Below are 24,149 nucleotides of genomic sequence, written 5' to 3' on the forward strand. Positions count from 1 at the left end.
ATCGGGGAGGCGGCCGCGGGACTCGCCGTCTGAGGCGGCCTCCGCCCGCGTGGCGCTCGCGCGGGCGGTCCGGCCGACGGTCAGGTCACCGGCCCGCCCCCGCGACCTCCGGGATCACGCGAGGATCGTCAGCGGGTGCTCGATCCGTGCGACGAACGCGGCGAGCCACTTGGCCGCGACGGCGCCATCGAGGACGCGGTGGTCGGCCGACAGCGTGACGTTCATGAGCGTGCCGACCTCGAGCGCACCGTCGACGACGACGGGCGCCTGTCGGGCCGCTCCGACGGCGAGGATCCCCGCGTGCGGCGGGTTGATGATGGCGCTGAACTCGCGCGTGCCGTACATGCCGAGGTTCGACACCGAGAAGCTGCCGCCCTCGATCTCGTGCTGGCGGAGGCCGCCGGTGCGCGCACGTTCCGCCAGGTCGGCGATGCGGCGGCCGAGCTCCGACACGCTGAGCGACTCGACGCCGCGGACGACCGGCGTGACGAGGCCGTCGTCGATGGCGACCGCGATGGCGATGTCGGCCGTGCGGTGCTGCAGCACGCCCTCGTCCGCCCACGTCCGGTTCGCCTCGGGGACGTCGACGAACGCGCCGGCGACGGCCTTCACGACGAGGTCGTTCACCGACACCTTCAGCGTTCCCGCCGCGTTGAGCTCGCGGCGGAGCTCGAGCAGCCGGTCGACGCGGCACTCGGCGGTGAGGTAGAAGTGCGGAACCTGCGTCTTGCTCTCGACCAGGCGTCGCGCGATCGTTCGGCGCATGCGCGTGTGCGGCACCAGTTCGGCATCGGCGGTCGCCGAGGCGGATGCCGGCGTGGTCGGCGTGGTCGGCGCGGGTGCCGCGGCCCGATCACCGGAGCGGGCGGCCTCAGCGGGGGCCGCCTTGGCCTCGATGAGCGGCTCGACGTCCCTGCGGACGATCCGACCGTCGGGACCGGACCCCGTGACGCCCTCGAGGTCGATGTCGTGCTCGCGCGCCAGCCGCCGCACGAGCGGGCTCATGAACCTCCGAGCCCCGGTCGCACCGCCGCCGTCATCGCTCCCCCGGGCGTCCGGCCCGGGCCGCGACACCCCGTCGTCCGAGTGGTCGAACGCCGGCTCGGCGTCGGCGACCGGTGCCGCCGATTCGGGATCGGCCGGTGCGGCCTGCGGCACGGGCGCGGCATCCGCCACCGTCTCGCCCGGCTCGCCGACGACCGCGATCGGGGCGCCGACGTCGACGAGGTCGCCCTCGGCGACCAGCAGTTCGAGGACGGTCCCCGAGACCTCGGCGGCGTACTCGACGACCGCCTTGTCGGTCTCGATCTCGGCGAGGGGCTGACCCACGTCGATCTGCTCGCCGACCCCGACCGACCAGGACTGGATCGCGGCCTCGGTCGTGTTCGCGAGCACCTCGGGCATGCGGACCGTGGTGGCCATCATGCACCGCCCGCGTTCGCACGGACGGTCTCGAGTGCGGCCGCGACCTCCTCGGTGCGCGCGATCGCCGCGCGCTCGAGCACGCGCGAGATCGACGGAGCCGTCTCGGACCCCGTGACCCTCTGCACTGGCTGGTCGAGCCAGTCGAACAACCGCCGCTGGATCTCGTCGGCGAGCCAGCCGCCGTACGAGGTGCCCCTGGCGCCCTGCTCGACGATGAGCACCGCGTTGGTCTTCTTCACGGATGCCTCGATCGTCGCCCAGTCGATCGACGCGCGGTCGAGCCAGCGCAGGTCGATCAGCTCGGCGTCGACGCCGGTCTGCTCGATCGCCTCGAGGCTGTGCCGCACCATCGAGAGGTAGCTGATGACGGTGACCTCGCTGCCTTCGCGCCGGACGGCGGCGGTCCCCGGCGGGATCACGTAGTCGAGGTCGCCAGCGATCACGGTGTCCTTCTCGTTGTAGAGGTCGACGTGCTCGATGACGAGCACGGGGTCCTGCAGGGCGAGGGCGGCGTTCATCAGGCCGACGTAGTCCTCGGCCGTGGACGGCGCGACGATGCGCCATCCCGGGCTCGTCGCGAAGATGCCCGCCGGGTCCATGAGGTGCTGGGACCCGTAGCCGGAGCCCATCGCGACCTTGGTGCGGAGCACGAGGGGCACGGGATTGTCGCCGCCGAACATGTGACGGGCCTTGCCGATCTGGTTGAACACCTGGTCTGCGGCGACCCACATGAAGTCGGGGTACATGAACTCCACGACGGGGCGGAAGCGGCCGTCGAGCGCGAGCCCTCCTCCGAGGCCCGCGAACGCGTTCTCGCTGATCGGCGTGCCGAGCACGCGGTCGGGGTAGGCCGTGGCCAGGCCCTTGGTGGCGCCGTTCGTGCCGCCCTTCAGGCGGTGCACGTCCTCGCCGAGGACGACGATCCGCTCGTCGTCGGCCATGCGGCGTTCCATGACCGCGGCCACGGCGTCGACGAACTTCACGGCCTCGCGATCGCGATCGTCGCCGGTCGGCTCGAGCGCCCGCAGGTCCTCCAGTTCGCTGCCGTCACCGCGCACGCCCACGTCGACGAACTCGGTGTCGGGCCAGAGCCCGGGGCGGATGCGGCGGCGCCCCGGCTTCTCGGGATCGTCCTCGAGGAGTTCGCCGGTCGCGGCATCCATCGCGGCGACCGCCTGCGCACGCACCGCGTCGACCTGCTCGCGCTCGAGCCGGCCGAGGCGGATCATCTCGCTGGCGACGCGCTCGAGCGGGTCGCGCGCACGCCACTCCTCCTCCTCGTCCCTCGTCCGATAGCCGAACGCACTCCCGGGGTACGGCCCGTTCTGGTGGAAGAAGCGATACACCTCCGCCTCGACGATGGCGGGCCCGCCCCCGGAGCGCATGACCTCGGCGGCCTCCTGCATCGCGAGGTGAACGGCGAGCGGGTCCATGCCGTCGACGCGCCAGGACGGGATGCCGAAGCCCTGGCCGCGCACCGACAGCCGGGTGTCGGCGACGGCCTCCTCGATGCGCGTCGAGACGGCGTAGAGGTTGTTCTCTATGAAGAAGCAGACGGGCAGCTTCCACGCCGCCGACAGGTTCATCGACTCGAGGACGGAACCGATCTGCGCGGCGCCGTCGCCGAAGTAGTTGACCGTGAGGTCGGTCGTGCCCGCGTTCCGCTGCGCCCAGGCGTTGCCGGTCGCCATCGGAGCCCCGCCGCCGACGATCGCGTTGGTGCCGAGCGCGCCCGCCTCGAACCACTGCAGGTGCATGGAGCCGCCGCGACCGCGGCAGTATCCCTGCGCGAGCCCGAGGATCTCGGCGAGCGTCCGCTGCAGCACCTGCTGCACCTCGGGGGTGACGAGCCCATCGAGGTCGAGCCGGCCGCCCGAGACGTGCGTGATCGCCTTCGCGAGGAACTGGTGGTGGCCGCGATGCGACCCGTTCACGGCATCCGTCGACCGCAGCCCCACGATCGACCCGACCGCGCCGCCCTCCTGGCCGATCGACGAGTGGGCCGGACCGTGCACGAGCCCGTCGGCTGCCAGCTCGAGCACTCGCTCCTCGAAGGCGCGGATCAGGTGCAACTGGCCGAGCATCGTCTCGAGCAGGGCGGGATCCGCCGCCTTCCAGTCGGCTGCGGTGGTCGTGAGCTCGACCCACTCGGGAGCGGGTTCGAGGCGTCGTCGTCTCGGCATGGCTGCGGTCCTCCGTCGGCGGCGACCCAACGCGGCGATGCGATGGGTGGTGTAGTCATCGTAATCCACGCTTGGATCCAATCCAAGCATTCTCACCAAAGAATTCCGTGCAGGCGGCGGCCCTTCGCCGTATGATTGCATCCAGTCACCGACGACGAGAGGATGCGACATGGCATTGCCCGGCCTCAGGGGAACCGAGCACATCGGGTTCACCGTGCCAGACCTCGACGAGGCGCACCGCTTCTTCGTCGACGTCGTCGGCTGCGAGTACGTCTACACGCTCGGCCCGTTCCAGCGGGATGACGACTGGATGGCCGAGCACCTGAACGTCCACCCCCGCTCAGTGATGCGCGAGCTCCGCTTCTTCCGTTGCGGGCACGGCCCGAACTTCGAGATCTTCCAGTGGGAGCCCGCCGACGGCCAGGCCGACCAGCCGAGGAACAGCGACATCGGCGGCCACCACCTCGCGTTCTACGTCGACGACCTCGATTCGGCGGTCGCCTACCTGCGCGAGTCGGGCGTGACGGTGCTGGGCGAGCCGACCGCGAGCCGCAATGCGAGCGAGGGCCAGCGCTGGGTCTACTTCCTCGCTCCGTGGGGCATGCAGCTCGAGCTCGTCAGCTTCCCGGACGGCAAGGCGTACGAGGCCCACGCCACCGTCAAGCTCTGGGACCCGCGGAACCCGGTCGCATGAGCGACGGTGCACTCCAGACCCCCGCGTCGCGCGACGGCAACGCCGCGATCCGCGTGGCCGCCGGCATCCGCGACGCGATCGAGCACGGAGACCTGGCGCCGGGGTCCCGGCTTCGCCAGGAGGAGATCGCCGAGCGGTTCGGTGCGAGCCGGGTGCCGGTGCGCGAGGCGCTGAAGGCGCTCGAGGCGGAGGGGCTCGTCACCCTCGTGGCGAACGCGGGCGCCTGGGTCTCCCGTCTGACGCTCAGCGAGTGCGAGGAGGTCTACCAGACCCGGGAGCGGCTCGAACCGCTCCTGCTGCGCTACTCCGCACCTCGCCTGACGCCGTCCGACCTCGATCAGCTGGAGGGACTCGCGACCGAGATGACCGTGCACGACGACGTCGGTGAGTTCCTCCGCCTCGACCGCGCGTTCCACATGCTGAGCTACTCGCGAGCCGACACCCTCATGCTGGGCGACCTCGTCGAGCGGCTCTGGAACGCGACCCAGCCGTATCGGCGCGCCTACACGATGCTCGCCGACGCGGACACGCGCAGGATCATGCACGATGAGCACCACCTCATCGTGGTCGCCCTGCGGGACGGCGACGTCGAGGGCGCCGAACGCACGGTCGCGAGCCACATCCGCCGCACGAGGCGGCTGCTCGCGCGGCATCCGGAGGTCTTCTCGCCGGGGTGACCGACCGGTAACCCTGGTCAGGGGGCCGCGTCGTGCTTCGCGGAAGGAGCGGGCCGCATGGACTTCATGGCCTGCAGCACGTCGACGGCCGACGCGATCGAGCCGGTGGGCGGGGGCGACTCGTGGCCGAGGTCCGCGAGGGACTGGTACGACGCGTCTCGCCGACCGATCACGAACCAGATGCCGCGCGCGGTCCCGTCGGACCGATTGAGGTAGAGGTGTGGTCGGTTGGAGTCGAAGCAGAACGAGTCTCCGGGCTCGAGGTCGTAGGTCTCGAAGTCGATGCGCAGCGTGAGACGGCCCTCCAGCAGGACCCCGTATTCGAGGCCGGCGTGGCGCATCATCTTGCCCTCGACAGAGCTTGAGGCACCCGGCTGGTAGGTGACGATCAACGGGTCGGCGACCGTGCTCGTCCCCACCGCCATCCGCTCCCACGTCACGCCGTTCTCCATCTCGATCATGGGGCTGTCCTCGCGACGCTGCACCACGTCGTCGCTCAGCCGGTTCCCTGCCGGCGACGGACCGGACCGGTCGGCCGCGGCGCGGGACGCGGAGGAGTCGCGTGCTCCGATGAGGCCATCGAGCGAGATGCCGAGGTAGGTCACGAGTGCGTAGAGCGTGCTGACCGACGGCTGCGTCTTGCCCGTCTCCACCTGGGAGAGCAGGCTCGCCGACACGCCCACCGCCGCGGCCACGTTCCGCAGGCTCAGCTTCTTCGCCTCCCTCGCTCGGCGAAGCTCGGACCCCACGTCCAACTGCATCATCGCGTCCTTTCATGCGGCTCGCGCCAGCCTTCAGTCAGACTGAACAGATCGCCTGCCAAATGATAGCGTCAATCACCGCGTACTTCCCCGATACCGGGCGATTCGGTGGGGCGCGTCGCCCGGTGCATCCCCAAGCGTTAACTGATACTGTACGAATCGCGTCCGTGTACCACGGACGCGGCGCGGCAGACGGACGGGAGAGCGACGATGACGACCCTCGGATTCCTCGGGCTCGGCAACATGGGCACCGCGATCGCGGGCAGGCTGGTCGGTGCCGGCGGCGAGGTCCAGGTGTGGAACCGCAGCCCGGAGGCCGCGGAGTCGCTGGTCGCGCGCGGGGCGATCGCGGCGGAGCATCCCGCCGGTGCCCTCGCTGCGCCGGTGTCGTTCTCGATGCTCGCGAACGACGAGGCGGCGGAATCGGTGCTGACCGCGGAGAACCTCGAAGGCGGACCAGAGGGTCGCATCCACGTGAACATGGCGTCGATCAGCGTCGACGCCGCCGATCGGCTCGAAGCCGTCGCCGCCGCCGCCGGGGTCCGATATGTCGCGTGCCCGGTGCTGGGGCGGCCCGCCGTCGCGGCCGAGGGCCGGCTGAACCTCCTGCTCGCAGGTCCCGACGACGCACTGGACGCGGTCGCGCCGTACCTCGAGCACTGCGGCATCCGGCAGTGGCGCTTCGGCGAGCGGCCGCGACAGGCGAACGCTGTCAAGATCGCCGTCAACTACACGATCCTCCACGCCCTGCAGGCGCTCGCCGAATCGGTGTCCCTCGTCGAGCGCCACGACATCGACTCGAGCTCGTTCGTGGAACTGCTGTCGAACAGCCTCTTCCCCGGTGCGGTCTACACCGGGTACGGATCGATGATCGCCGAACGCCGCTACCGCCCGGCAGGCTTCGCCATGGAACTCGGCCTCAAGGACCTCGGCCTCGCCGAGGAATTGGCGGCGGAACGCCGGCTCGAACTGCCGACGGCGCCGGTCCTGCGCGAGCGCTTCGAGTCGGCCCTGGCCGACCGGGAACTCGCCGAGCTCGACTGGTCGGCGGTCGCCGAGGTCACCCGGCGCGGATGATCGTACGCGCCGGCACGCGCGACGCGACCACCCGCGCACCGGATGTCGCTCAGCGGAAGGCCGTGCGCCCCCATTCCGTGTTCAGGTGCGACTGCGAGTCGCGGAGCGTGCTGAGGTCGGCGCCGACGGCGTAGTAGCGCTTGCCCGCCACGAGCAGCTCCTCGGCCGGGAACTTGGTGATGACCTCGCAGCCGGTCGCCGTGACGACGACCTCCTCCTCGATGCGCGCCGCACCCCAGCCGTCGGACGACGGCCAGTAGGTCTCCAGCGCGAATACCATGCCCTCTTCGAGCACCTCGGGGTGATCGAAGGAGGTGAGCCGCGAGAAGATCGGCTTCTCCCAGATCGAGAGGCCGACACCGTGACCGTACTGCAGGGCGAAGGCGGCCTCCTCGTTCGCGAAGCCGAACTCCTCGGCCTTCGGCCAGACGGCGACGATGTCGGCCGTGGTCGCCCCGGGGCGCACGAGCGCGATCGCGCGGTCCATGTACTCGCGCGCCTTGCGGTACGCGTCACGCTGCGCGATCGAGGCGGAACCGACCGCGAAGGTCCGGTAGTAGCAGGTCCGGTAGCCGTTGAAGCTGTGGAGGATGTCGAAGAAGGCCGGATCGCCGGGGCGGATGAGACGATCGCTGAACACGTGCGGGTGGGGGGAGCACCGCTCGCCGGAGATCGCGTTCACGCCTTCGACATGCTCCGAGCCGAGGTCGTAGAGCGTCTTCGCGACCAGCCCCACCGTCTCGTTCTCACGGACACCCGGTCGCAGGAAGTCGTAGAGGTTCTCGTAGGCGGCATCCACCATGGAGGCGGCCTGCGTCAGCAATCGGATCTCATCGCCGGTCTTGATCCGCCGGGCCTCCAGGAACACCTGCTGGCCGTCGACGACCTCGATGCCGGCGCGCTGGAGGGCGAAAAGGATCGGCAGTTCGATGACGTCCACGCCGAGCGGCTGGTCGGCGATCCCGAACTTCTCGAGCTCGCGCTTGATCTTGCGCGCGACCTCGTCGGCGATTCCGGCGTCCGGCGGGAAGGCGCCCCGCAGGGTCGAGATGCCCGCGCGAGCTCCACTCTCCAGGCGCGGGCGGGTGGCCCCTTCGTGCGGTGCGCCGGGATCGGCGTCCATCTCCGCGGTGGTGACGTCGAGCCAGGGGTTGTAGAGCGCATGGTGCTTCGCAGCGGACCCGAAGTCCCACGAGATCGGGTCGCTGTTGCGCGTGAGCAGGGCGAACCTGATCAGCTTGTCGATCGCCCACGTGCCGATGTGGGTCGCGGTCATGTAGCGGATGTTGGCGAAGTCGAACGCGAGCAGAGCTCCGAGCTCGGATCGATCCAGTTGCGCCTTGAGCTTCGCAAGCCGTTCGGCTCGCAGCCGGTCGAAGTCGACGCGCGCCTCCCAGTCGACGGAGTTCATTCCCGTGGTGCCGGTGCTCTTCATCGAAGCCTCTCGTTCCTGGCCCGCTGGCCGTTCAGTACTGGAGATTGCTGTCCAGTCTAGGTAAACAATGGTGCGGTCACCATCACCGCGGCCGCTCCTCGGACGCCGGACTGGTATCCTCGCGACAGCCTCGGGCCGGACCGTCTGGCACGGGATCGAGCCCACGGGCAGTACCGCACCGACGCAGGAGCCAGATGACCTCCGAAGACCTCGGATCGCGCCTTCGCGAGATCCGCACCCGGAAAGGGCTGACCCTCCGAAGCGTGGCGCAGGCCGTCGGCGTTTCGGCGAGCCTGATCTCCCAGGTGGAGACCGGCAAGACCCAGCCGTCGGTGTCGACGCTCTATGCGCTCGTGACGCATCTCGGGGTGTCGTTCGATGAGCTCATGACCGGCGCCGCCGCGACCGGGCCCGCCCGGCCCGGCCCCGTCGACGGAGCCGCTCCGCAGCACCCGGTCCAGCGGTCGTCGGAGAACGCCGTGCTCGAGATGGAGAACGGCGTGCGCTGGGAGCGGTTGGCCAGCAGCCCGGCCGGGCCCGCCGAGGCCGTGCTGGTCAGCTACGAGCCCGGCGCATCGAGCTCCCTCGATCGCCGGCTCATGCGGCATGCCGGCTTCGAGTTCGCCTACATCATCGAGGGCGAGATCACCCTCCGGCTCGAGTTCGAGACCTACGTGCTCGGCCCGGGCGACTCGCTGCAATTCGACTCCACCCGACCGCACCTCTACGAGAACCGCGGCACGTCGCCGGCGCGAGGCGTGTGGTTCGTGACGGGCCGACGCGAGCATCGTGACGGTGCCCCCGCCGCTCCGGACGAGCCCGTCCAGCGCCGGGGGGCACGGTTGAGCTCGGCGGTCGACGTGCTCCGCGCGATCGATGAATCCTGAACTCACGAGGACCCCCCGGGCGGCGCCGCGGACCGGGCGCGGTGAGCTCGCGCGATGATCGGGATGAGCGCGGCGAGGATCACGAACACGCCCTGAACCCAGTACTGCCACGAAAGGCTGAGTCCGAGGTAGCTCAGGGAGTTGGTGATCGACTGCAGCAGGAGCCCGGCCGCAGCGACGGCGATCGCGGAGCCCGAGCCGCCGAAGATGCTCGCGCCGGCGATGACGATCGCCGTGACCGAGGTGAGCGTGAGCGCCTGGCCGGTGTTGGGATCGCCGATGCCGGTCCGGGTGTAGAGGATGAGGCCCGCGATCGCGGCGAGCACGCCGGCCGCGACCGCGGCGAGGAAGCGCATCCGAGGCACGACCACGCCCATCCGGTTCGCCTTGACGGGATCCGACCCCGCCGCCCGCAGCCCGCGACCGAGCGTCGTTCGCTGGATGACCCACCAGAGCGTGCCCGCGATGGCGAGGGCTATGACGAGGACGAGCGGCACTCCGCCGATCGTGGTTCCGATCGCGGTCATGATGTCGCCCGTCGCCGAGCCGCCCGGGGCCGGCCTGAGGACTTGCGCAGCGCCGACGATCGCGATCGACGTCACGAGGGTCGCGATCACGGGCGGCAGGCCCAATCGGGTCACGAGGAGGCCGTTGACGGAGCCGACGACCAGTCCGGCGAGCAGGGCGAGCAGCACGCCGAGCGCGAAGTACGCTGGGCCGCCCTGTCCGAAGAACGAGATGACGACCGTCGCCAAGGCGACGACCGAGCCGATGCTGAGGTCGATGCCCCCGGTGATGACCACGAGCAGCTGCGCGAGTCCCACGAGGATGATGACCGCGGCGCCGGCGAGCAGCTGGCCCAGGTTGAGCGGGCTGACGAACGCCGGCGCCACCAAGGTCGTCGCGGCAGCCAGTACGACGGTCAGCCCGACGAGCACCATCGCCTGCGATTCGGCCAGAATCGCATTGCGACGTCGCTTCGGCGTTCCCTCGATGACCTGCGTCGAACGGGTGTGGGTGGTCGAGAGCACCGCGGCTCCCGTGATCGCCCGCTCGGTGACCGCATCGCCGTCGAGCATCGCTTGCAGCTGGCCGCGTGAGAACACCGCCACCCGGTCGCAGAGGCCCTCCAGTTCGACGGCATCCGTCGAGAGCACGACGACCACCACGCCGTCGGCGGCGAGTTCGCGCAGGAACGCGTAGATCTCGACCCTGGCCCCGGCGTCGACACCCTGGGTCGGGTCTTCCACGAGCAGCACGCGCAGGTCGCCGAGTCGCGCCCGCGCGAGGAGCACCTTCTGCTGGCTGCCGCCGGAGAGCGCCGTGACCGGCACCTCGAGGTGAGGGGTCTTCACGGCGAGTCCTTGGATGGCGCTGCGGGTCATGGAGTACTCGCGTCGCCGCTCGACGACGCCCACGGGCATCGCCTCGTGCAGCGAGGCGGCCACGACGTTCTCGCGAATCGACATCTTGCCGAACATCGCCTCGCCCAGCCGGTCGCCCGGCAGGTAGACCACGCCCGCCCGCTTGGCAGCCCGCGGCGAGCGGAGCGAGAGCGGCACTCCCTCGAGGGCGACGATCCCGGAGCTCGAGCCGTGTCCGCCGAGGGACCTGAGGAATTCGCGCTGACCGTTCCCCTCGACGCCCGCGACCCCGAGGATCTCGCCGCGGCGAGCCACGAGCGAGATGTCGTCGAAGCCCTCCCCGCTCAGCGACTCGACGGCGAGGGCGACGGGGGCATCGACCCCGCCGTCGAGCTTCGGGGGGAAGGTGGTCTCGAGGCTGCGCCCGACGATCAGTTCGACGATCGCGTCTTCGCTGTAGTCCGCGACGTCACCTCGACCGACGACCCGGCCGTCGCGGAGCACGGTGAGATCACTCGCGATCTCGATGACCTCAGGGATGCGGTGGGTGATGTAGACGACGGCGACGCCGCGCTCGAGCAGCTCCCCGAGCATCCGGAAGAGCCAGCGCGTCTCCTCCGGCCCGAGCGCCTCGGTCGGCTCGTCCAGGACCAGGACGCTCGGTTCGCTCGCCAGCGCAGCGGCGATCTCGACGAGGTGCGCCTCGCGTAACGAGAGCGCCGACACGAGCGCGCGGGGATCGATCGAGAGCCCGAGCGCGGTGAAGTGCTCGGTGAGCCACGATGCCGCGCTCCGGCGCGGCGGTCGCTTCGACTCCGGCAACAGGAGCATCACGGCGTCGAGCACGGTCAGTGCCGGAGCGAGCGCCGGTGTCTGGTAGACGATGGCGAGCCCGAGCTCCCTGGCCTCGCTCGGGCGCATCCGACCGAACTGCTGGCCTGCGAGGCCGATCGTCCCGGAATCCGGCACGACCGACCCCGCCGCGATGCCGACGAGCGTCGACTTGCCCGCGCCGTTCTCGCCGAGGATCGCGTGGACCCTCCCCGGGGCGACCGAGACGCTCACGTCGTCGAGCGCGCGAACGCCGGGGTAGGTCTTCGTGATTCCCGTGAGTGCGAGGGCGGTACTGAGGTTCGTCGACGTCTTCATGATCAGCCGAACAGCTCCGTGATCTCGTCGGGCGTCAGGAGCGTCGACGGCGTGGCGTCCGGCGGCGCGTCGGGAAGGCAGGCGTCATCGGGGGTCACTGCGCCCTCGCTCAGGCCCGTGGAGTCCTCGTAGATCGCCAGCTCGTAGATCGACGGCTCGCCGTTGCTTCCGCCCTGGAACGCCGCCACGGCCTTGCGCAGCGCCACACGGCCGATCCACGTGCGCGATGAGACCGTCGCGAGCTCGTAGCTCTCGTTGGTCTCCTTGAGTTCCGCGAATCCGCAGCTCAACGAGTTGTCGTCGGTCGAGACCATCGGCGGCAGCGAGAGGCCGGCCGCCTCGTAGGCGCGGATGACGCCCGCAGCGGCGGCTCCGTAGTCGACGATGACCGCATCGATCTCCGGGAACTGCGAGAGCAGTCCCGCCATGGCCTGCTGCGCCTGCGCCGGGTCCCAGTTGGTGACGACGGGCTCCGGCGTCAGCAGCGTGATCTGGGGGTTGTCTGCGAGCACCTCGCTGACGCCCTCGAATTCCTGCGTCGAGACGAGCGCACCTGCCGGTCCGCCCAGGAAGACGACGTTGCCGCCCTCGTCACCGAGCACGTCCACGACCCACTGGGCCCATGACTTGCCGACGAACTGCGGCGACTGGTCGGTGTAGTCGAGGTAGTCGGCGCCTGCCTGGCCCTGGGGGTCGGAGGCGAAGTTCACCACGATCGACCCGGCCTCCGTCGCCTGCCGGATGGCGGGGAGATGTGCTTCCCCGGGTCCGGCGTCCGGGATCACCAGGATGATGTCGGTTCCCTTCGAGGCCAGGCTCGTGATGCCGCTCGTGGTCGCCTCGAGGTCGAAACGACCCGCGACGTACTCCACGCTCGTGATCGCGGGACACTTCGCGGCTTCGCTCTCGATCTCCGCGAGCACGGTCTTGGACCAGCTGTTCGTGCCGATGCCGTCGACGACGCCAAGCGTCATCTCCTCGGCGTCCTCGGGGCAGACGTCCTCGATGGAGATGAACTGGTCGACGGTGCCGACGCTGCCGGCGGCGATGTCGGCCTCGAGGTTGCTGGGGGCGCCGTCCTCGCCGGCGTCGCTTCCACCGGAGTTGGTCGACGAACAGCCTGCCAGGACGAGTGCGGCCACGGCGACGGCCGAGGCCGCCCCGAGGATCCGCCTACGGGGGATCATGTGGTTCACTTGACACTCCTCATCGAGTCGTTGGTGCGGGAGGACGGGACTTGTCCCGTCGCACGAGGCTCCGAAGCCTCGCGGTGTTGCCGCCCAGCTGGAGCTGGACGACGATCCCGACGCCGATGATCAGCGCCTGGACGATGTTCTGCACGGCGGTCGCCTGCGTGAAGGTCTGGACCAGCTGGCTGAGCTGGGCGAGGAAGAGGGCGCCGAGGGCAGTCCCGACGACGCTGCCGCGCCCGCCCGTGAGCGCGGTGCCGCCGAGCACGACCGCGGCGATGCTGGCCAGGAGGTAGTCGTCGCCCGCGGTCAGGGTCGGTGAGCGGAGGAGCCCGGCGAGCAGCACGCCTCCCGCCGCGGCGAGCGCGGTGGCGAGCCAGTAGGCCGCGATGCGATAGCCGCGGGTGGCGACGCCGATGTTGTACGCGCTGCGCGGGTTCTCGCCGACGAGCTCGAACCGGCGTCCCAGCCGCGTGCCTTTCAGGACCAGGTGGGTGACGAGCACGATACCCACGGCGAAGAAGACGAGCACCGGGATGCCCCAGACTCGGCTGAGCGCGAACCCGCTGAGTTCCGGGGTGGTCTGGGCGCCGAATCCGCTGGAGATGGCCTGGACGGCGCCGACCATGAGGGCGTTCACCGCGATGGTGACGACGAGCGGCGGCAGGCCGAAGACGGCGACCACGATGCCGCTGAGCAGGCCGAACAGCGAGGTGCCCACGATCGCGACGACGATGGCCGTCTGGAGCCCCCAGTCCGCTTCCCCGCCGAACTTCGCGACGATCAGGGCTCCGAGCGTGACCGCGCCCGGAATCGACAGGTCGAGGCCACCCTGCTGGATGACGAGGGTCTGGCCGACGGCCACGATGGCGGTCAGCGCCGCGAAGGGCAGCATCGAGACGATCGCGGTCGGCCCGACGCTCCCGGCAGCGATGAGCGGGCTGATGGCGAACAGCGCCACGACCGCGACGAGGGCCCGGGTGCCACTCCACGACCAGACGACACGCGCCAGTGACGGCCGGTCGAGGATCTCCGGTCGCCCGGCGACGCCCGCGCGCTGCTCGGTGGAGGTCATGACAGCTGCGCCGCCAGGTCCGGGTGCCATGAGCCGTCCAGCTTCGCCTCCGGCATCTGCCCGGTGATGTAGTCGCGTGATGCCGCGGCACTGGCACGGAGTGCGTCGAGGTCGACTCCGACGAGCACGCCGTCCTCCTTGACCCGCACTCCATGCACGAACACGTCGCGCACCAGTCCGGGATGTGCGGAGTAGACGACCGCGCCGATCGGGTTGTTCAGCGGAGTGAGGGCGAGCGAGCGGTCGTCGAGCACGACGATGTCGGCGGCCTTGCCGACCTCGATCGAGCCGGTGCGATCGTCCAGACCCGCGGCATGGGCCCCGTCGATGGTGGCGAAGCGGATGACCTCGGCGACGCTCAGGCCGATGCGCTCGACGACCTCGCCGGTCTCGACGCCCGGTGCGTTGTCGAGCGCTCGCTGCATGCCGATGGCGGTGCGCATGGTTCCGAACATGTCGCCGCCGTTGGAGCTGCAGACGTCGATGGAGAAGGTCGGCCGGATCCCCGCCTGCAGGAGCCGTCCCGTGGCGGGGAATCCATGGCCCATCTGCATCTCGACGTCGGGCGCGACGGATGCCGTGCCGCCGGAGTCGGCGATCATCCGAAGCTCGTCGTCGCCCAGGGTGCAGCAGTGCACGTAGGTGGTGCGGTCAGAGAGCAGCCCGTCGGCCTGGAGCTTCCGGATCGGTCCGGACTTGCCCCAGTAGCCGTCGCCGACGTGGACCGTGACACGCAGGTCGAGGTCCTGGGCGAGGCGGAAGTCGCGGGCGTTGACCTCCGGCGTCGTGAACTGGGGACCGCGGAGCGCGAGCGCCATCGTGACGAGTCCGTCATCGCTGCTGAAGTACTGGTCGCGGACCCGGCCGGCGTCCGCTGCGGGGTGGTCGTTCGGCGACGGCAGAGGCGCTCCCCACTGCTTCGCGCCACCGCCGTGCGCGAAGACGGCCCGCATCCCCGTGTCCATCAGGGCCTGGACGGCCGCATCCGCGTGCGCCGGCGTGGCGAGGTTGTGCGACCAGTCGACGAGGGTCGTGATACCCGAGTCGAGCGCCTCGAGCGCCCCGAGGTAGTTGCCCGTGTAGGTGTCCTCCGGCCGGAAGTACTTGCTCAGGCCGGAGTGCAGGCCTGCGAGGTACTCGGTGAGGGACCAGTCGGAGGCCACGTGCCGCACCACCGACTGCCACGTGTGACGGTGAGTGTCGACGAATCCCGGGTGGACGATGCGGCCGCTGACGTCGACGACGACCGCATCCTCGACGGAGAGGTCGCGCCCGATGGCCTCGATCAGGCCGTCGGCGCCGATGAGGATATCGGTCTCGGTCAGCACTTCGCCGGGTCGAGCGGAGGTGATGACCGTGCCGCCGCGCAGCAGGGTTCTGGTGCTCATGTCGTCGTTGACTCCTCGTTCGGGCGATGGGCGGGTGGGCCGCATCACGTCGTTCCGTGTGCCGTCATGGTAGGAGCGCCACTTCACAGGTGTCAAGTCACACTTACCAGTTGTTTATCTGAGATGAACGAATCGACCCCTCGGCAGCGCCTAGGCCCGCTCCCGATACAGCGGGATGTCGATCGGAGGTTGCGGAATGAATCCGCCGTGACGCGCCATCTCGTCGTAGAGGTGCTCATGCGAGTCGGCCAGCGTGCGGAGCGCCCCCGGGACGTCGACGTGCACGAGCTGCCCACCGCGCTTGACCACGCGGCCGTCCACGAGCACGGTGTCGACGCACCCGGCGTGGGCTTGCGCGATGATGGCGCCGGCGGGATCGAGCCGATTCCAACCTGCCTGGCTGATTCCGCCCATCTCGAGGAGCACGATGTCCGCTCGCTTTCCCGGTGTGAGCGAGCCGACCACGTCGTCCACTCCGGCTGCACGCGCGCCGTTGACCGTCAACCAGCGCAACGCGTCGCGCGTCGTCCACGACATCTCCTGCGGGGCCATCCAGCGCTGATAGCCCGGCTCGTCGGCCCGATACCGGCTCGCTTGGAGGACGAGCCGCGCATGGGAGATCATGTCGCCGCCGTTGCCGCTCACGCAGTCGATGCCGAGGCTCGGTCCGGGCGTATGGGTCGTGACCTCCGCGATGGCGGGATACCCCATCCCCATCTGCATCTCGGTCTCGGCGCAGACCGACACGGTCGTCCCCGTGCCCTCGAGCATGCGCCACTCCTCGTCGGTGTTGAAGGTGCAGTGCACGAGCAGGACGTCGTCGCCCAGCAGCCCGTGCGCATCGAGCACCTCCACGTCCTTGAAGAGCTGGCGCACCATGACCTGGTTCGCGTGCATCGTGATGCGAGCGCTGAGCTCGCGTGCCAGGGCGAACTCGCGCGCCACCTGGGCGGCAGGCGCGATCGCCAGTTCCTGAGGGGCGATGCCGAACCGCAGCAGGCCGTCTGCGGAGAAGTACTCCTGCCTGATGCTCGTCGCGAGGCGGGCGCGCGTCGTGAGATCGGCCGGATCTGCGTCGCCCTCGGAGCCCCCGAGAGACTCGCCCCACGTATTGCTCGTGATGGGTGTCAGTCCGTGGCCGTAGAGACCGCGGATCCCAGCGTCGCGCAGGCCGGAGACCGCCGCGTGAGCGCAGTCGGGATCGAGGATGTTGTGGCAGTAGTCGACGATCGAGGTGATGCCGCAGTTGAGCGCGTCGAGCGCCCCGACGTAGTTGCCGGCGTACATGTCGGCGGCGCGGTACCGCGGAGCCATCTGGAGCCGGATCCCCCTCAGGTAGTCGGGGATGTTGCCGTCGGCGAGGATGCCGCGCAGCGCCGTCTGCCAGGTGTGCCGATGCGTGTCCACCATCCCAGGCATCGCGATCATCGTCGACGCGTCGATCACCTCCGCGTCCGTGACTCCGAGGTCGGCCCCGACCGCGGCGATCACCCCGCCCTCGATGAGGATGTCGCCGCGCGGGAGGTCGCCGATCGTGTCGTCCATGGATACGACTGCGGCTCGAGAGATGAGGGTGCGCATGTTCAGTTCCTCCGGTGGTCGGCCGGACGGGGCGCCTCGGCTCGCGGGTCGATCAGGGTCTTGATGCGGGTCGACGTGCCGGCGCGGAGGGGCTCGAGCCCCTCCGACACGGCATGCTCGAGCGGCAGGGCGAGGGGGGCGACATCGGACCAGTCGTCGCGGGCGGCGAGGAGTCGCACCGCCTCGGGCAGGTCGTCGGCGAACACGTGGGCGTTGGTGCCGATCACCGTGTACTCGCGCACGGTCCACTGCGCGAGCGGCACGGTGACGTCCGTCCGCTGGATCCCGACCGGGACGATCGTCGAACCCGGACGGGCCGCGTCGAGGACCGAGCGGAGTCCGGCTGCGCTCCCGCTCACCTCGAAGAGCACGTCGGGACTCATGCCGAGCTGCTGGAGCCGATCGGCGACGCTCCCGCCGTGCGCGTCGAGCACCTCGTGGGCTCCGAGTCGTCGCGCGAGCGCAAGGCGCTCGGGGTCGAGGTCGACCGCGAGCACGCGCTGGCCGACCGCCGCCGCCGCGACGACGAGGAATGCGCCGATCCCGCCCGTTCCCACGATGACGGCGTGGTCGGACGGGCCGAGTCCGCTCCGTCGCACGGCATGCACGGCGATCGACATGGGCTGGGCGAGGGCGAGGGTGTCCGGGGACAGGCCGGTCCCGCTGACGTCCAGCAGAACGGAGCCGGGCACGACCGCGAACTCGGCGAGCCCTCCGTCCGATTGCAGTCCGGCGGTGCGGTACCGTTCGCACAGGTTCGTTCGCCCGCGGAGGCAGGCGCGGCAGGTCCCGCATGACACGCCGGCGCCGCACACGACCGTCGCGCCGACCGCGAGGCCCTCGACGTCGGGCCCGATCCGCTCGACCGTGCCGGCGAACTCGTGGCCCAGCACCACTGGGGGCGAGGTCAGCACGGGGCCGTGGTCGTACTCGGCGGCGTCACTGCCGCAGACCCCGCAGACCGACACCCGGACCAGCACCTCGCCGGGTCCGGGCTCAGGCACGGGGAGCGTGGCGACCGTGGCGTCCCCGGCGCCCGTGAAGACCAGCGCCCGCATCAGAGGACTCCGCCGGCGGACCCGAACGGAATCTGCACGGCCTGGCGTTCGGCGATCATCCGCCCGAGGAGGCGATCGTAGACGGCGCGATGGCCGGGGGAACCGAGGTAGGCCTCGAGCGCCGCGGCGTCATCGACGACCGCGACGACGCCGAAGTCGGCGCCCGGGCGAAGGCCGAGGCTCGCGCCGCAGTGGTAGGCGCGGAGCATCGGCAGCTCCGCCGCCATCTCCTGCAGCGCGGTGGTCAGCTCCTCCACGTGCGTCTCGCCGACCCCGTCGACCCAGGTGAAGACCGCGAGGTGGATGATCATGCTGCGCCTCGCTCCGGCCGTGCGCTGTCGAACATGGGGCTCCTCTCCATTGAGTTTCAGTGGTACTTTACAACCGCGCTGGTTCGGCAACCAGTACTGATCACGGATCCGCGAGAAATGGCGGATCTTCACCAGATCGCTCCGCGCATGCGTTTCGCGTCAGTGAACGACAGGGCTCGCAGGTGGAGTACTCGGAGAAGGAGCCAAGGAATGACCAGTCCCCGGATCGCCGTGCTCGGCACGGGTGCGCAAGGCGCCGGCATCGGCGCCGACCTCGTCCGCGCAGGGCTCGACGTGACGTTCATCGAGCAATGGCCCGCACATGTCGAGGCCATGCGCGAACGCGGGATCGAGGTCCGACTCCCGCTCGAGACCGTCGTGACCGACGTTCGGGCGCTGCACTTCTGCGAAGTCGCCACCCTGCGGGAGCCGTTCGACATCGTCCTCGTGCTGGTGAAGGCCTACGACACCCGGTGGGCCGTGGAGCTCATCGCCCCCCTGCTCGCCGAGGACGGCCTGGTCGTGGGCGTGCAGAACGGCATGACCATGCCCGCCATCGCGGAGGTCGTCGGTGCACACCGCACGATCGGAGCGGTCATCGAGATGGCCTCGAACATGTTCGAGCCCGGCGTCGTCACCCGGCAGAACGCCCCGCGCGACTCCTGGTTCGCGGTCGGCGGCGCAGAACCGCGCGCGCAGTCCCGAGCGGGCGAGGTCCAGCAGGTCATGCGCCACGCCGGCACCGTCGAGGTCTCCGATGACATCCACTCCTCGAAGTGGATGAAGCTCGTGGCCAATGCCGGCGAACTGGTGCCCTCGGCGATCCTCGACCTGCCGCTCGCCGACGCCGTCCGCGTGCCGGGAGTGCACGACTTCATGAATCGATGCGGCGTCGAGGCCGCCCGTGCGGCCATGGCGGACGGCGGACGGCTGGTGAGCATCTTCGGCCTGGAATCGAGCGAGGTGACTGATGCCGAGGCGTACTCCGCGCGGTTGCTCGGCGAGGTGCTCGACAAGTACTCGCTGCCCGACACCCGCACGACGGTGCTCCAGGACTGGATGAAGGGGCGTCGCTCGGAGTATCGCGAGGTGAACGGGCACGTCGTCGACGTGCTCGATCGCGTCGGCGAGCGCGCTCCGGTCAATGCGCATGTCGTCGACCTCGCCCGCCGCATCGAGCAGGGCGAACTCCAGCGCGGCATCGGTCTGCTCGACCTCATGCTCGAGGGAGTTCCCACGTGAGGGGCCGCGAGCCGCGGATCGCGGTGCTCGGCGCCGGGGCGAACGGCGGCGGCATCGGCGTCGACCTCGTCGGCGCCGGCCTGGACGTCACGTTCGTCGAGCAGTGGCCCGAGCACGTCGATGCGATCCGCCGGGACGGGCTGCGCGTCGAACTGCCCGATCGCACCACGGTGGAGCGGATCCCGGCCCTGCACCTCTGCGAAGTGGCCGAGCGTCGCGACGCGTTCGACCTGGTCCTGATGCTGGTGAAGGCGTACGACGCAGGGTGGGCCGCACGACTCCTGGAACCCCTGCTGGCCGAGGACGGGCTGCTCATCGCCGTCCAGAACGGGATGACCGCCGATCTCGTCGCCGAGGTGGTCGGAGAGGACCGCACGCTCGGGTGCGTGATCGAGGTGTCCGGGGAACTCGTCGCGCCGGGCTTCGTCCGGCGTCACACCCCGGCGGATCGATCCTGGTTCGCACTCGGCGCACTCGGCGACGACGGTCACCCCGCGCTCGACGGAGCGGCCGAGGTCCTCGAGCATGCGGGATCCGTCTCGGTGGTCGACGACATCCGCTCGGCCAAGTGGATGAAGCTCGTCAGCAACTGCACCACGCTGGTGTCGACTGCCGCGCTCGGCCTGCCCATGATCGCCGCACTCGAGACGCCGGGGATGCGGGACCTGATGGTCCGAGCCGGCCAGGAGGCGCTCGAGGTCGGCCGGGGCGAGGGCCACGCGGTGCTCCCCATCTTCGGGCTCGCCCCCGCCGATCTCGCCCGTCCGGACACGGTCGTCGAGACCCTGCTCGATACGCTCTACCGCGGCTTCGTCCTGCCGACGACGACCACCACGGTGCTGCACGACTGGCGACGAGGTCGTCGGAGCGAGGCCGAGCAGCTCAACGGACACGTGGTGCGGCTCGGCGCGCGCCACGGCATCCCCACGCCGGCCAACGACGCCCTCATGGCGGTCGCTCGGGGGATCGAACGGGGCGACCTCCGGCCGGAGCCGCGCAACGCCGAGCGCCTGCTCGCGCTGGCCGGCTGACGGCCGAGCCGGGGCCGAACCCGCAGGATCGGCCCCGGCGATCGGCTCAGTCGTCTTCCGTGTACTGGTACGGGTTGGCGATCTGCTCGTCCTCGGGGATCTGGGGATGCATCCACTCGTCCCATGCCTCCTCGCCCATCGTGCTGCGCACGTGGTCCACGGATGCCGCGACCTTGTCGCGCACGGGCGCGAGCGGGAGTCCGATCCGCTCGCCGTCGTACTTCACGACCCGACCGTCGACGACGACGGTGTGCACGTCGGCCGTTCCCGCCTGGTAGACGACGTGGGCGTACGGGTTCAGGATCGGCGTCATCGCGGGCGACTCGTCGTTCTTGATGAGCACCACGTCGGCCTTCTTGCCCACGGTCAGCGATCCGAGCCTGTCGGTCATCCCGAGGGCGGTCGCGCCGCCCATGGTCGCCTGCCAAACGACGTCCTCCGCGCGGAGCCGGTTGACGTTGACGGTCTCGCCCCGGGACTGCAGGTCGAGGTGATCGCGCGACCGGAACGCGCTGAGCGTCGCGCGCATCGCCGAGAAGAAGTCGGCGCTCCACCACACGCTCGTGTCCATCGACAGCGACGCGGGAATGCCGTACTTGCGGATCTCCCACGTCGACGGGTAGCCCTGTCCGGCGCTCTGCTCGCTCTCGGTCGCGACCGAGACCGTGCCGCCGGTCGCGGCGATCTTCTGGTAGCTCTCCGGGCTGAGCGACGAGGCGTGCACGTAGGTGACCTCGTCGGTCATCCAGCCGCCGTCGTACATGTGCGTGATGGCCTGGTCGGTGGTCGCGCCCCAGACGCCCGCGTGGGTCGTGACCCGCAGTCCGAGGTCGCGGGCGGCCTGGAAGGCGGCCGCCTCGGGGAAGTCCTCGCTGTCCGGCACGTCGAAGGCCAGCTGGAGGCCGAGCATGTCGTCGGGGGCGTTGAAGTTGTCGGTCACGAACTTCCGGAACTCGGGGCTGTTCGCCCACTCCCACGGGGCGCCGAGGTAGTTGCCGTAGGCCAGCACGAACCGTCCCGGGATCTCACGGAAGGCCTGCAGTGCGGCCTCGCCGTACTCCGGCGTGCGCAGCGCGTGCGACCAGTCCAGCGTCGTGGTGACGCCCTGGTCGATCGACTCGAGCGCGCTCAGCAGGTTGCCCGCGTAGATGTCCTCCGGCCGGAAGACCTCGCCCCAGGTCAGGTAGTAGAAGACGAAGTACTGGCTGAGCGCCCAATCGCCGCCGTAGCCGCGGAGCGCCGTCTGCCACATGTGGCGGTGCGTGTCGATCATGCCGGGCATGACGATGCCGCCCGACGCGTCGATCTCGAGCGTGCCGTCGGGCACCTCGAGCTTCGGGCCCACCCCGGCGATGGTCTCGCCGGAGATCAGCACGTCGGCGTTCTCGAGGACGCCCTGGGAGTCGACGGTGATCACCGTCGCGTTGCGGAAGACGACGGGACGACCGGAGGCGAACTCCTCGGGTCGGGGTCGTGCGGGTGCATCGGTCATGGTTCCTCCTCGTTGAGTGATCCGAAACGGAGCGCCGGTCGTCAGGTGATCCGCCACCCGCGGTCGACGCACAGGTTGACGCCCGAGACCCCCCGGTTCTCGAGCAGGAACATCGTGGCGCCCACGATGTCGGCCATGGTCGCGAGGGCGCCGCCGGGGGTCCGCGACTCGTACCCGGCGAGCACTCCCGCGGGCTTGCCCGCCCAGAACGGGCTGTCGCCGACGATGCCGGGGTGCAGTCCGTTGACGCGCATCGGGGCGAGCTCCAGCGCCAGGCTGTGCACGAGCCCGACCACGCCCCCGTTGATGGTCGACACCGTGGTCGATCCGGGATAGGGGGCGTCCTTCGCACGACCGCCGAAGAGCACGATCCCGGTGTCCACCGTCTCCTCCATCCTGCCGAGGAGGGTGTGGACGGTCTCGGTGTAGCCGACGAGCTTCAGGGTGACGAGGCGGGTCGCCCGCGCGATGTCGTACTCCCGCACGGTGTTCGCGTCACGCTCGATCGCCGCGAGGACGAGGCCGTGCACGGCGCCGATGCCGGAGAGGCTCGCCGCGATCGTCTCGGGCTCGGAGATGTCGACCGCCACACCGGTGGCCCGGTCGCCGATCGAGGCGGCGACGTCACTCGCCCGCGACGGGTCGCGGCCCGTGAGGATCACGCGGTCGCCGCGGGCCACGACCTCCTTGGCGATCTCGAGCCCGATTCCCGAGGTGCCTCCGACGACGACGACGGTCCGTTCGCTCATGACTGCTCCCCCAGCTGCTCGGACAGGTAGTCCCAGTCGCGCACGAACCGGTAGGCGTGCCGAGCGGGCATCTGCGGCGACTGGGTCTCGAGCCAGCGCACCGGCGCACCCGTCGCCCGGAACGAGTGGATGCAGCCGACGCCGGCCCACGCGATGTCACCCGGGCGCATCCGGAACGTCTCGCCGTCGAAGGTCGCGTCGACCTCGCCGTCGAGGATCAGGTAGGCCTCTTCGAGCGGGTGGTCGTGCGGACCCGCCTTCCCGTCGGGCTCGTACTGGACCATGAACATCGTGGAGAGCACCGAGCCGAGGTCGGAGTCGACCATCATCTTCAGCGAGATCCCGCTGTAGACGAGCAGCGCGGTGCGCATGCTCGCCGACTGCGCGAGGAGCTCCTGGGACTGTCGGCCTGGATCCATCTGCTCGGGCGCGATCGCTCCGAACGAGCGGGTTCGCGGGTCGCGCGGATCGACGCGGACGGGCTCGGCGAAGGGGAGGTCGGGGACCCGGTACGTGTCCGAGCCGTTTCGCCGCCTCGGCGGAGGCGCGAAGATGTCGGCCCACTCGGCGTCGCCCTCGCCGACCGCGCGCCAGGCATGCGGGACGCCGACCGGGATCACTCCGTAGTCGCCGGCGACGAGGCGCACCGTGGCCTCGGGCGTCGCGAGGAGGACCTCGCCCTTCAGGAGGTGGAACGACTCCTCGAAGGAGTGCACGTGCGTCGGGACGTGGCCGCCCTCGGCCAGCCGCGAGATCCCGAAGTCCGTGTGCGCGGATCCGTCGTCGTATCCGACCGCGCACCAGCGAGCCAGTCCGTCCGAGCCCGGCGCGAGTTCACCCGGCTCCTCGAAGACGGACTCGTCCGATCGACGGACCACAAAGCGAGCACTCATGGACGCCTCCACCACCTGAACCTCGACGTTCAGTTCTGGTGAACATTCCATCCGTCTGCATGGAACTTGTCAAGGGCGGAGGAGCGTCTCGCGCCGGTGTTCCGCCGAGGTGAGGCACATCGAGTCGACGGCGACGCGCAGCCTCACTGAACGATCGGCAGCCCCGTGGCATCCGCGGCCTGCTGCATCGAACCGGCGTCGGTCACGTCGAGGCCGGCGTCCTCCATGAGCGCGGTGGCCTGGGCAGAGCGGTTGCCCGACTTGCAGTAGACGACGTAGTCGCCCTCTGCGTCGAGTGCCGGGATCTCGGCGGCGAGCTGCCCCGAGGTGAGGTCGAGGTTGACGGCGCCGTCGAGGTGGCCCGCGGCGTACTCGGCGGGGGTGCGGACGTCGACGACGACGGCGTCGGCACCGAGCTCGATGGGCTCGGGCGACGCGCAGCCGCTGAGGGCGAGCGCGGTCGCGCCGGCGATGGCGACCAGGCCGG

General features: G+C 70.3%; 21 protein-coding genes. 6 read left to right on the top strand and 15 right to left on the bottom strand.

The annotated features are described in order from the left end of the window. Positions 1-114 precede the first annotated feature (114 nt). Together ESO86_RS01250 and ESO86_RS01255 are read right to left on the bottom strand one after the other, a co-directional pair. Positions 115-1,425 carry a dihydrolipoamide acetyltransferase family protein gene (locus ESO86_RS01250; RefSeq protein ID WP_242492146.1) on the bottom strand — a complete coding sequence of 437 codons (1,311 nt, stop codon included), beginning with the start codon at positions 1,423-1,425 and terminating at the stop codon, positions 115-117. Then, positions 1,422-3,608: an alpha-ketoacid dehydrogenase subunit alpha/beta gene (locus ESO86_RS01255; RefSeq protein ID WP_129233083.1), complete on the bottom strand. Its 2,187-nt coding sequence runs from the start codon at positions 3,606-3,608 to the stop codon at positions 1,422-1,424. The genes ESO86_RS01250 and ESO86_RS01255 overlap by 4 nt, the downstream gene beginning before the upstream one ends. 169 nt (positions 3,609-3,777) lie before the next feature. On the opposite strand from ESO86_RS01255, the gene ESO86_RS01260 reads away from it, so the two are divergent. Together ESO86_RS01260 and ESO86_RS01265 are read left to right on the top strand one after the other, a co-directional pair. Further along, positions 3,778-4,302, top strand: coding sequence for a VOC family protein (locus ESO86_RS01260; protein WP_129233084.1), 525 nt, complete (start codon positions 3,778-3,780; stop codon positions 4,300-4,302). Further along, positions 4,299-4,979: a GntR family transcriptional regulator gene (locus ESO86_RS01265; RefSeq protein ID WP_129233085.1), complete on the top strand. Its 681-nt coding sequence runs from the start codon at positions 4,299-4,301 to the stop codon at positions 4,977-4,979. The genes ESO86_RS01260 and ESO86_RS01265 overlap by 4 nt, the downstream gene beginning before the upstream one ends. A 17-nt stretch (positions 4,980-4,996) precedes the next feature. On the opposite strand, the gene ESO86_RS01270 is transcribed toward ESO86_RS01265, so the two are convergent. After that, positions 4,997-5,740, bottom strand: coding sequence for a cupin domain-containing protein (locus ESO86_RS01270; RefSeq protein WP_207206969.1), 744 nt, complete (start codon positions 5,738-5,740; stop codon positions 4,997-4,999). Between the two features lie 210 nt (positions 5,741-5,950). Here ESO86_RS01270 and ESO86_RS01275 point away from each other — a divergent pair, with 210 nt between their 5' ends. Beyond that, positions 5,951-6,817: an NAD(P)-dependent oxidoreductase gene (locus ESO86_RS01275; protein WP_129233087.1), complete on the top strand. Its 867-nt coding sequence runs from the start codon at positions 5,951-5,953 to the stop codon at positions 6,815-6,817. A gap of 49 nt (positions 6,818-6,866) precedes the next feature. On the opposite strand, the gene ESO86_RS01280 is transcribed toward ESO86_RS01275, so the two are convergent. Beyond that, positions 6,867-8,252 (bottom strand): M24 family metallopeptidase, encoded by a 1,386-nt coding sequence (locus ESO86_RS01280; protein WP_129233088.1) that lies wholly within the window; start codon positions 8,250-8,252, stop codon positions 6,867-6,869. Between the two features lie 194 nt (positions 8,253-8,446). On the opposite strand from ESO86_RS01280, the gene ESO86_RS01285 reads away from it, so the two are divergent. After that, a complete protein-coding gene (locus tag ESO86_RS01285; protein ID WP_129233089.1) occupies positions 8,447-9,139 on the top strand; it encodes a helix-turn-helix domain-containing protein in 693 nt (230 codons plus the stop codon). A gap of 2 nt (positions 9,140-9,141) precedes the next feature. Here ESO86_RS01285 and ESO86_RS01290 read toward each other — a convergent pair whose 3' ends face one another. The 7 genes from ESO86_RS01290 to ESO86_RS01320 form a co-directional block, all read right to left on the bottom strand. Further along, positions 9,142-11,652 carry an ATP-binding cassette domain-containing protein gene (locus ESO86_RS01290; protein WP_129233090.1) on the bottom strand — a complete coding sequence of 837 codons (2,511 nt, stop codon included), beginning with the start codon at positions 11,650-11,652 and terminating at the stop codon, positions 9,142-9,144. A 2-nt stretch (positions 11,653-11,654) separates the two neighbouring features. Then, the gene (locus ESO86_RS01295) at positions 11,655-12,839 is read right to left on the bottom strand and encodes a substrate-binding domain-containing protein (protein WP_242492148.1); all 1,185 of its coding nucleotides are present in this window, start codon (positions 12,837-12,839) and stop codon (positions 11,655-11,657) included. Between the two features lie 19 nt (positions 12,840-12,858). Then, complete coding sequence (locus tag ESO86_RS01300; RefSeq protein WP_165307197.1) at positions 12,859-13,917, bottom strand: ABC transporter permease; 1,059 nt, start codon at positions 13,915-13,917, stop codon at positions 12,859-12,861. Continuing rightward, complete coding sequence (locus tag ESO86_RS01305) at positions 13,914-15,305, bottom strand: amidohydrolase family protein (RefSeq protein ID WP_129233093.1); 1,392 nt, start codon at positions 15,303-15,305, stop codon at positions 13,914-13,916. Before ESO86_RS01305 ends, ESO86_RS01300 begins: the two co-directional genes overlap by 4 nt. Before the next feature lie 150 nt (positions 15,306-15,455). Further along, a complete protein-coding gene (locus tag ESO86_RS01310) occupies positions 15,456-16,886 on the bottom strand; it encodes an amidohydrolase family protein (protein WP_129233094.1) in 1,431 nt (476 codons plus the stop codon). A 2-nt stretch (positions 16,887-16,888) separates the two neighbouring features. Further along, entirely contained in the window at positions 16,889-17,944 is a 1,056-nt protein-coding gene (locus tag ESO86_RS01315) for a zinc-dependent alcohol dehydrogenase (RefSeq protein WP_129233095.1), read from the bottom strand. Next, positions 17,944-18,255, bottom strand: a complete 312-nt coding sequence (locus ESO86_RS01320) for a Dabb family protein (RefSeq protein ID WP_129233096.1) — start codon at positions 18,253-18,255, stop codon at positions 17,944-17,946. The genes ESO86_RS01315 and ESO86_RS01320 overlap by 1 nt, the downstream gene beginning before the upstream one ends. A gap of 210 nt (positions 18,256-18,465) precedes the next feature. On the opposite strand from ESO86_RS01320, the gene ESO86_RS01325 reads away from it, so the two are divergent. Both ESO86_RS01325 and ESO86_RS01330 read left to right on the top strand, forming a co-directional pair. Then, positions 18,466-19,497, top strand: a complete 1,032-nt coding sequence (locus ESO86_RS01325) for a ketopantoate reductase family protein (RefSeq protein ID WP_129233097.1) — start codon at positions 18,466-18,468, stop codon at positions 19,495-19,497. After that, positions 19,494-20,528: a ketopantoate reductase family protein gene (locus ESO86_RS01330; protein WP_129233098.1), complete on the top strand. Its 1,035-nt coding sequence runs from the start codon at positions 19,494-19,496 to the stop codon at positions 20,526-20,528. Before ESO86_RS01325 ends, ESO86_RS01330 begins: the two co-directional genes overlap by 4 nt. Before the next feature lie 46 nt (positions 20,529-20,574). Here the strand turns inward: ESO86_RS01330 and ESO86_RS01335 are convergent, their stop codons facing one another. The 4 genes from ESO86_RS01335 to ESO86_RS01350 all read right to left on the bottom strand — a co-directional run. After that, positions 20,575-22,020: an amidohydrolase family protein gene (locus ESO86_RS01335; RefSeq protein ID WP_129233099.1), complete on the bottom strand. Its 1,446-nt coding sequence runs from the start codon at positions 22,018-22,020 to the stop codon at positions 20,575-20,577. 41 nt (positions 22,021-22,061) lie between these two features. After that, the gene (locus tag ESO86_RS01340) at positions 22,062-22,769 is read right to left on the bottom strand and encodes an SDR family NAD(P)-dependent oxidoreductase (protein ID WP_129233100.1); all 708 of its coding nucleotides are present in this window, start codon (positions 22,767-22,769) and stop codon (positions 22,062-22,064) included. Continuing rightward, complete coding sequence (locus ESO86_RS01345) at positions 22,766-23,662, bottom strand: cupin domain-containing protein (protein WP_129233101.1); 897 nt, start codon at positions 23,660-23,662, stop codon at positions 22,766-22,768. Before ESO86_RS01345 ends, ESO86_RS01340 begins: the two co-directional genes overlap by 4 nt. A 143-nt stretch (positions 23,663-23,805) precedes the next feature. After that, the coding region (locus ESO86_RS01350) for a rhodanese-like domain-containing protein (RefSeq protein WP_340638826.1) at positions 23,806-24,149 on the bottom strand (344 nt) is incomplete at its 5' end.

The sequence above is a fragment of the Agromyces binzhouensis genome, from assembly GCF_004135055.1.
GTDB classification, from domain to species: Bacteria; Actinomycetota; Actinomycetes; order Actinomycetales; family Microbacteriaceae; genus Agromyces; species Agromyces binzhouensis.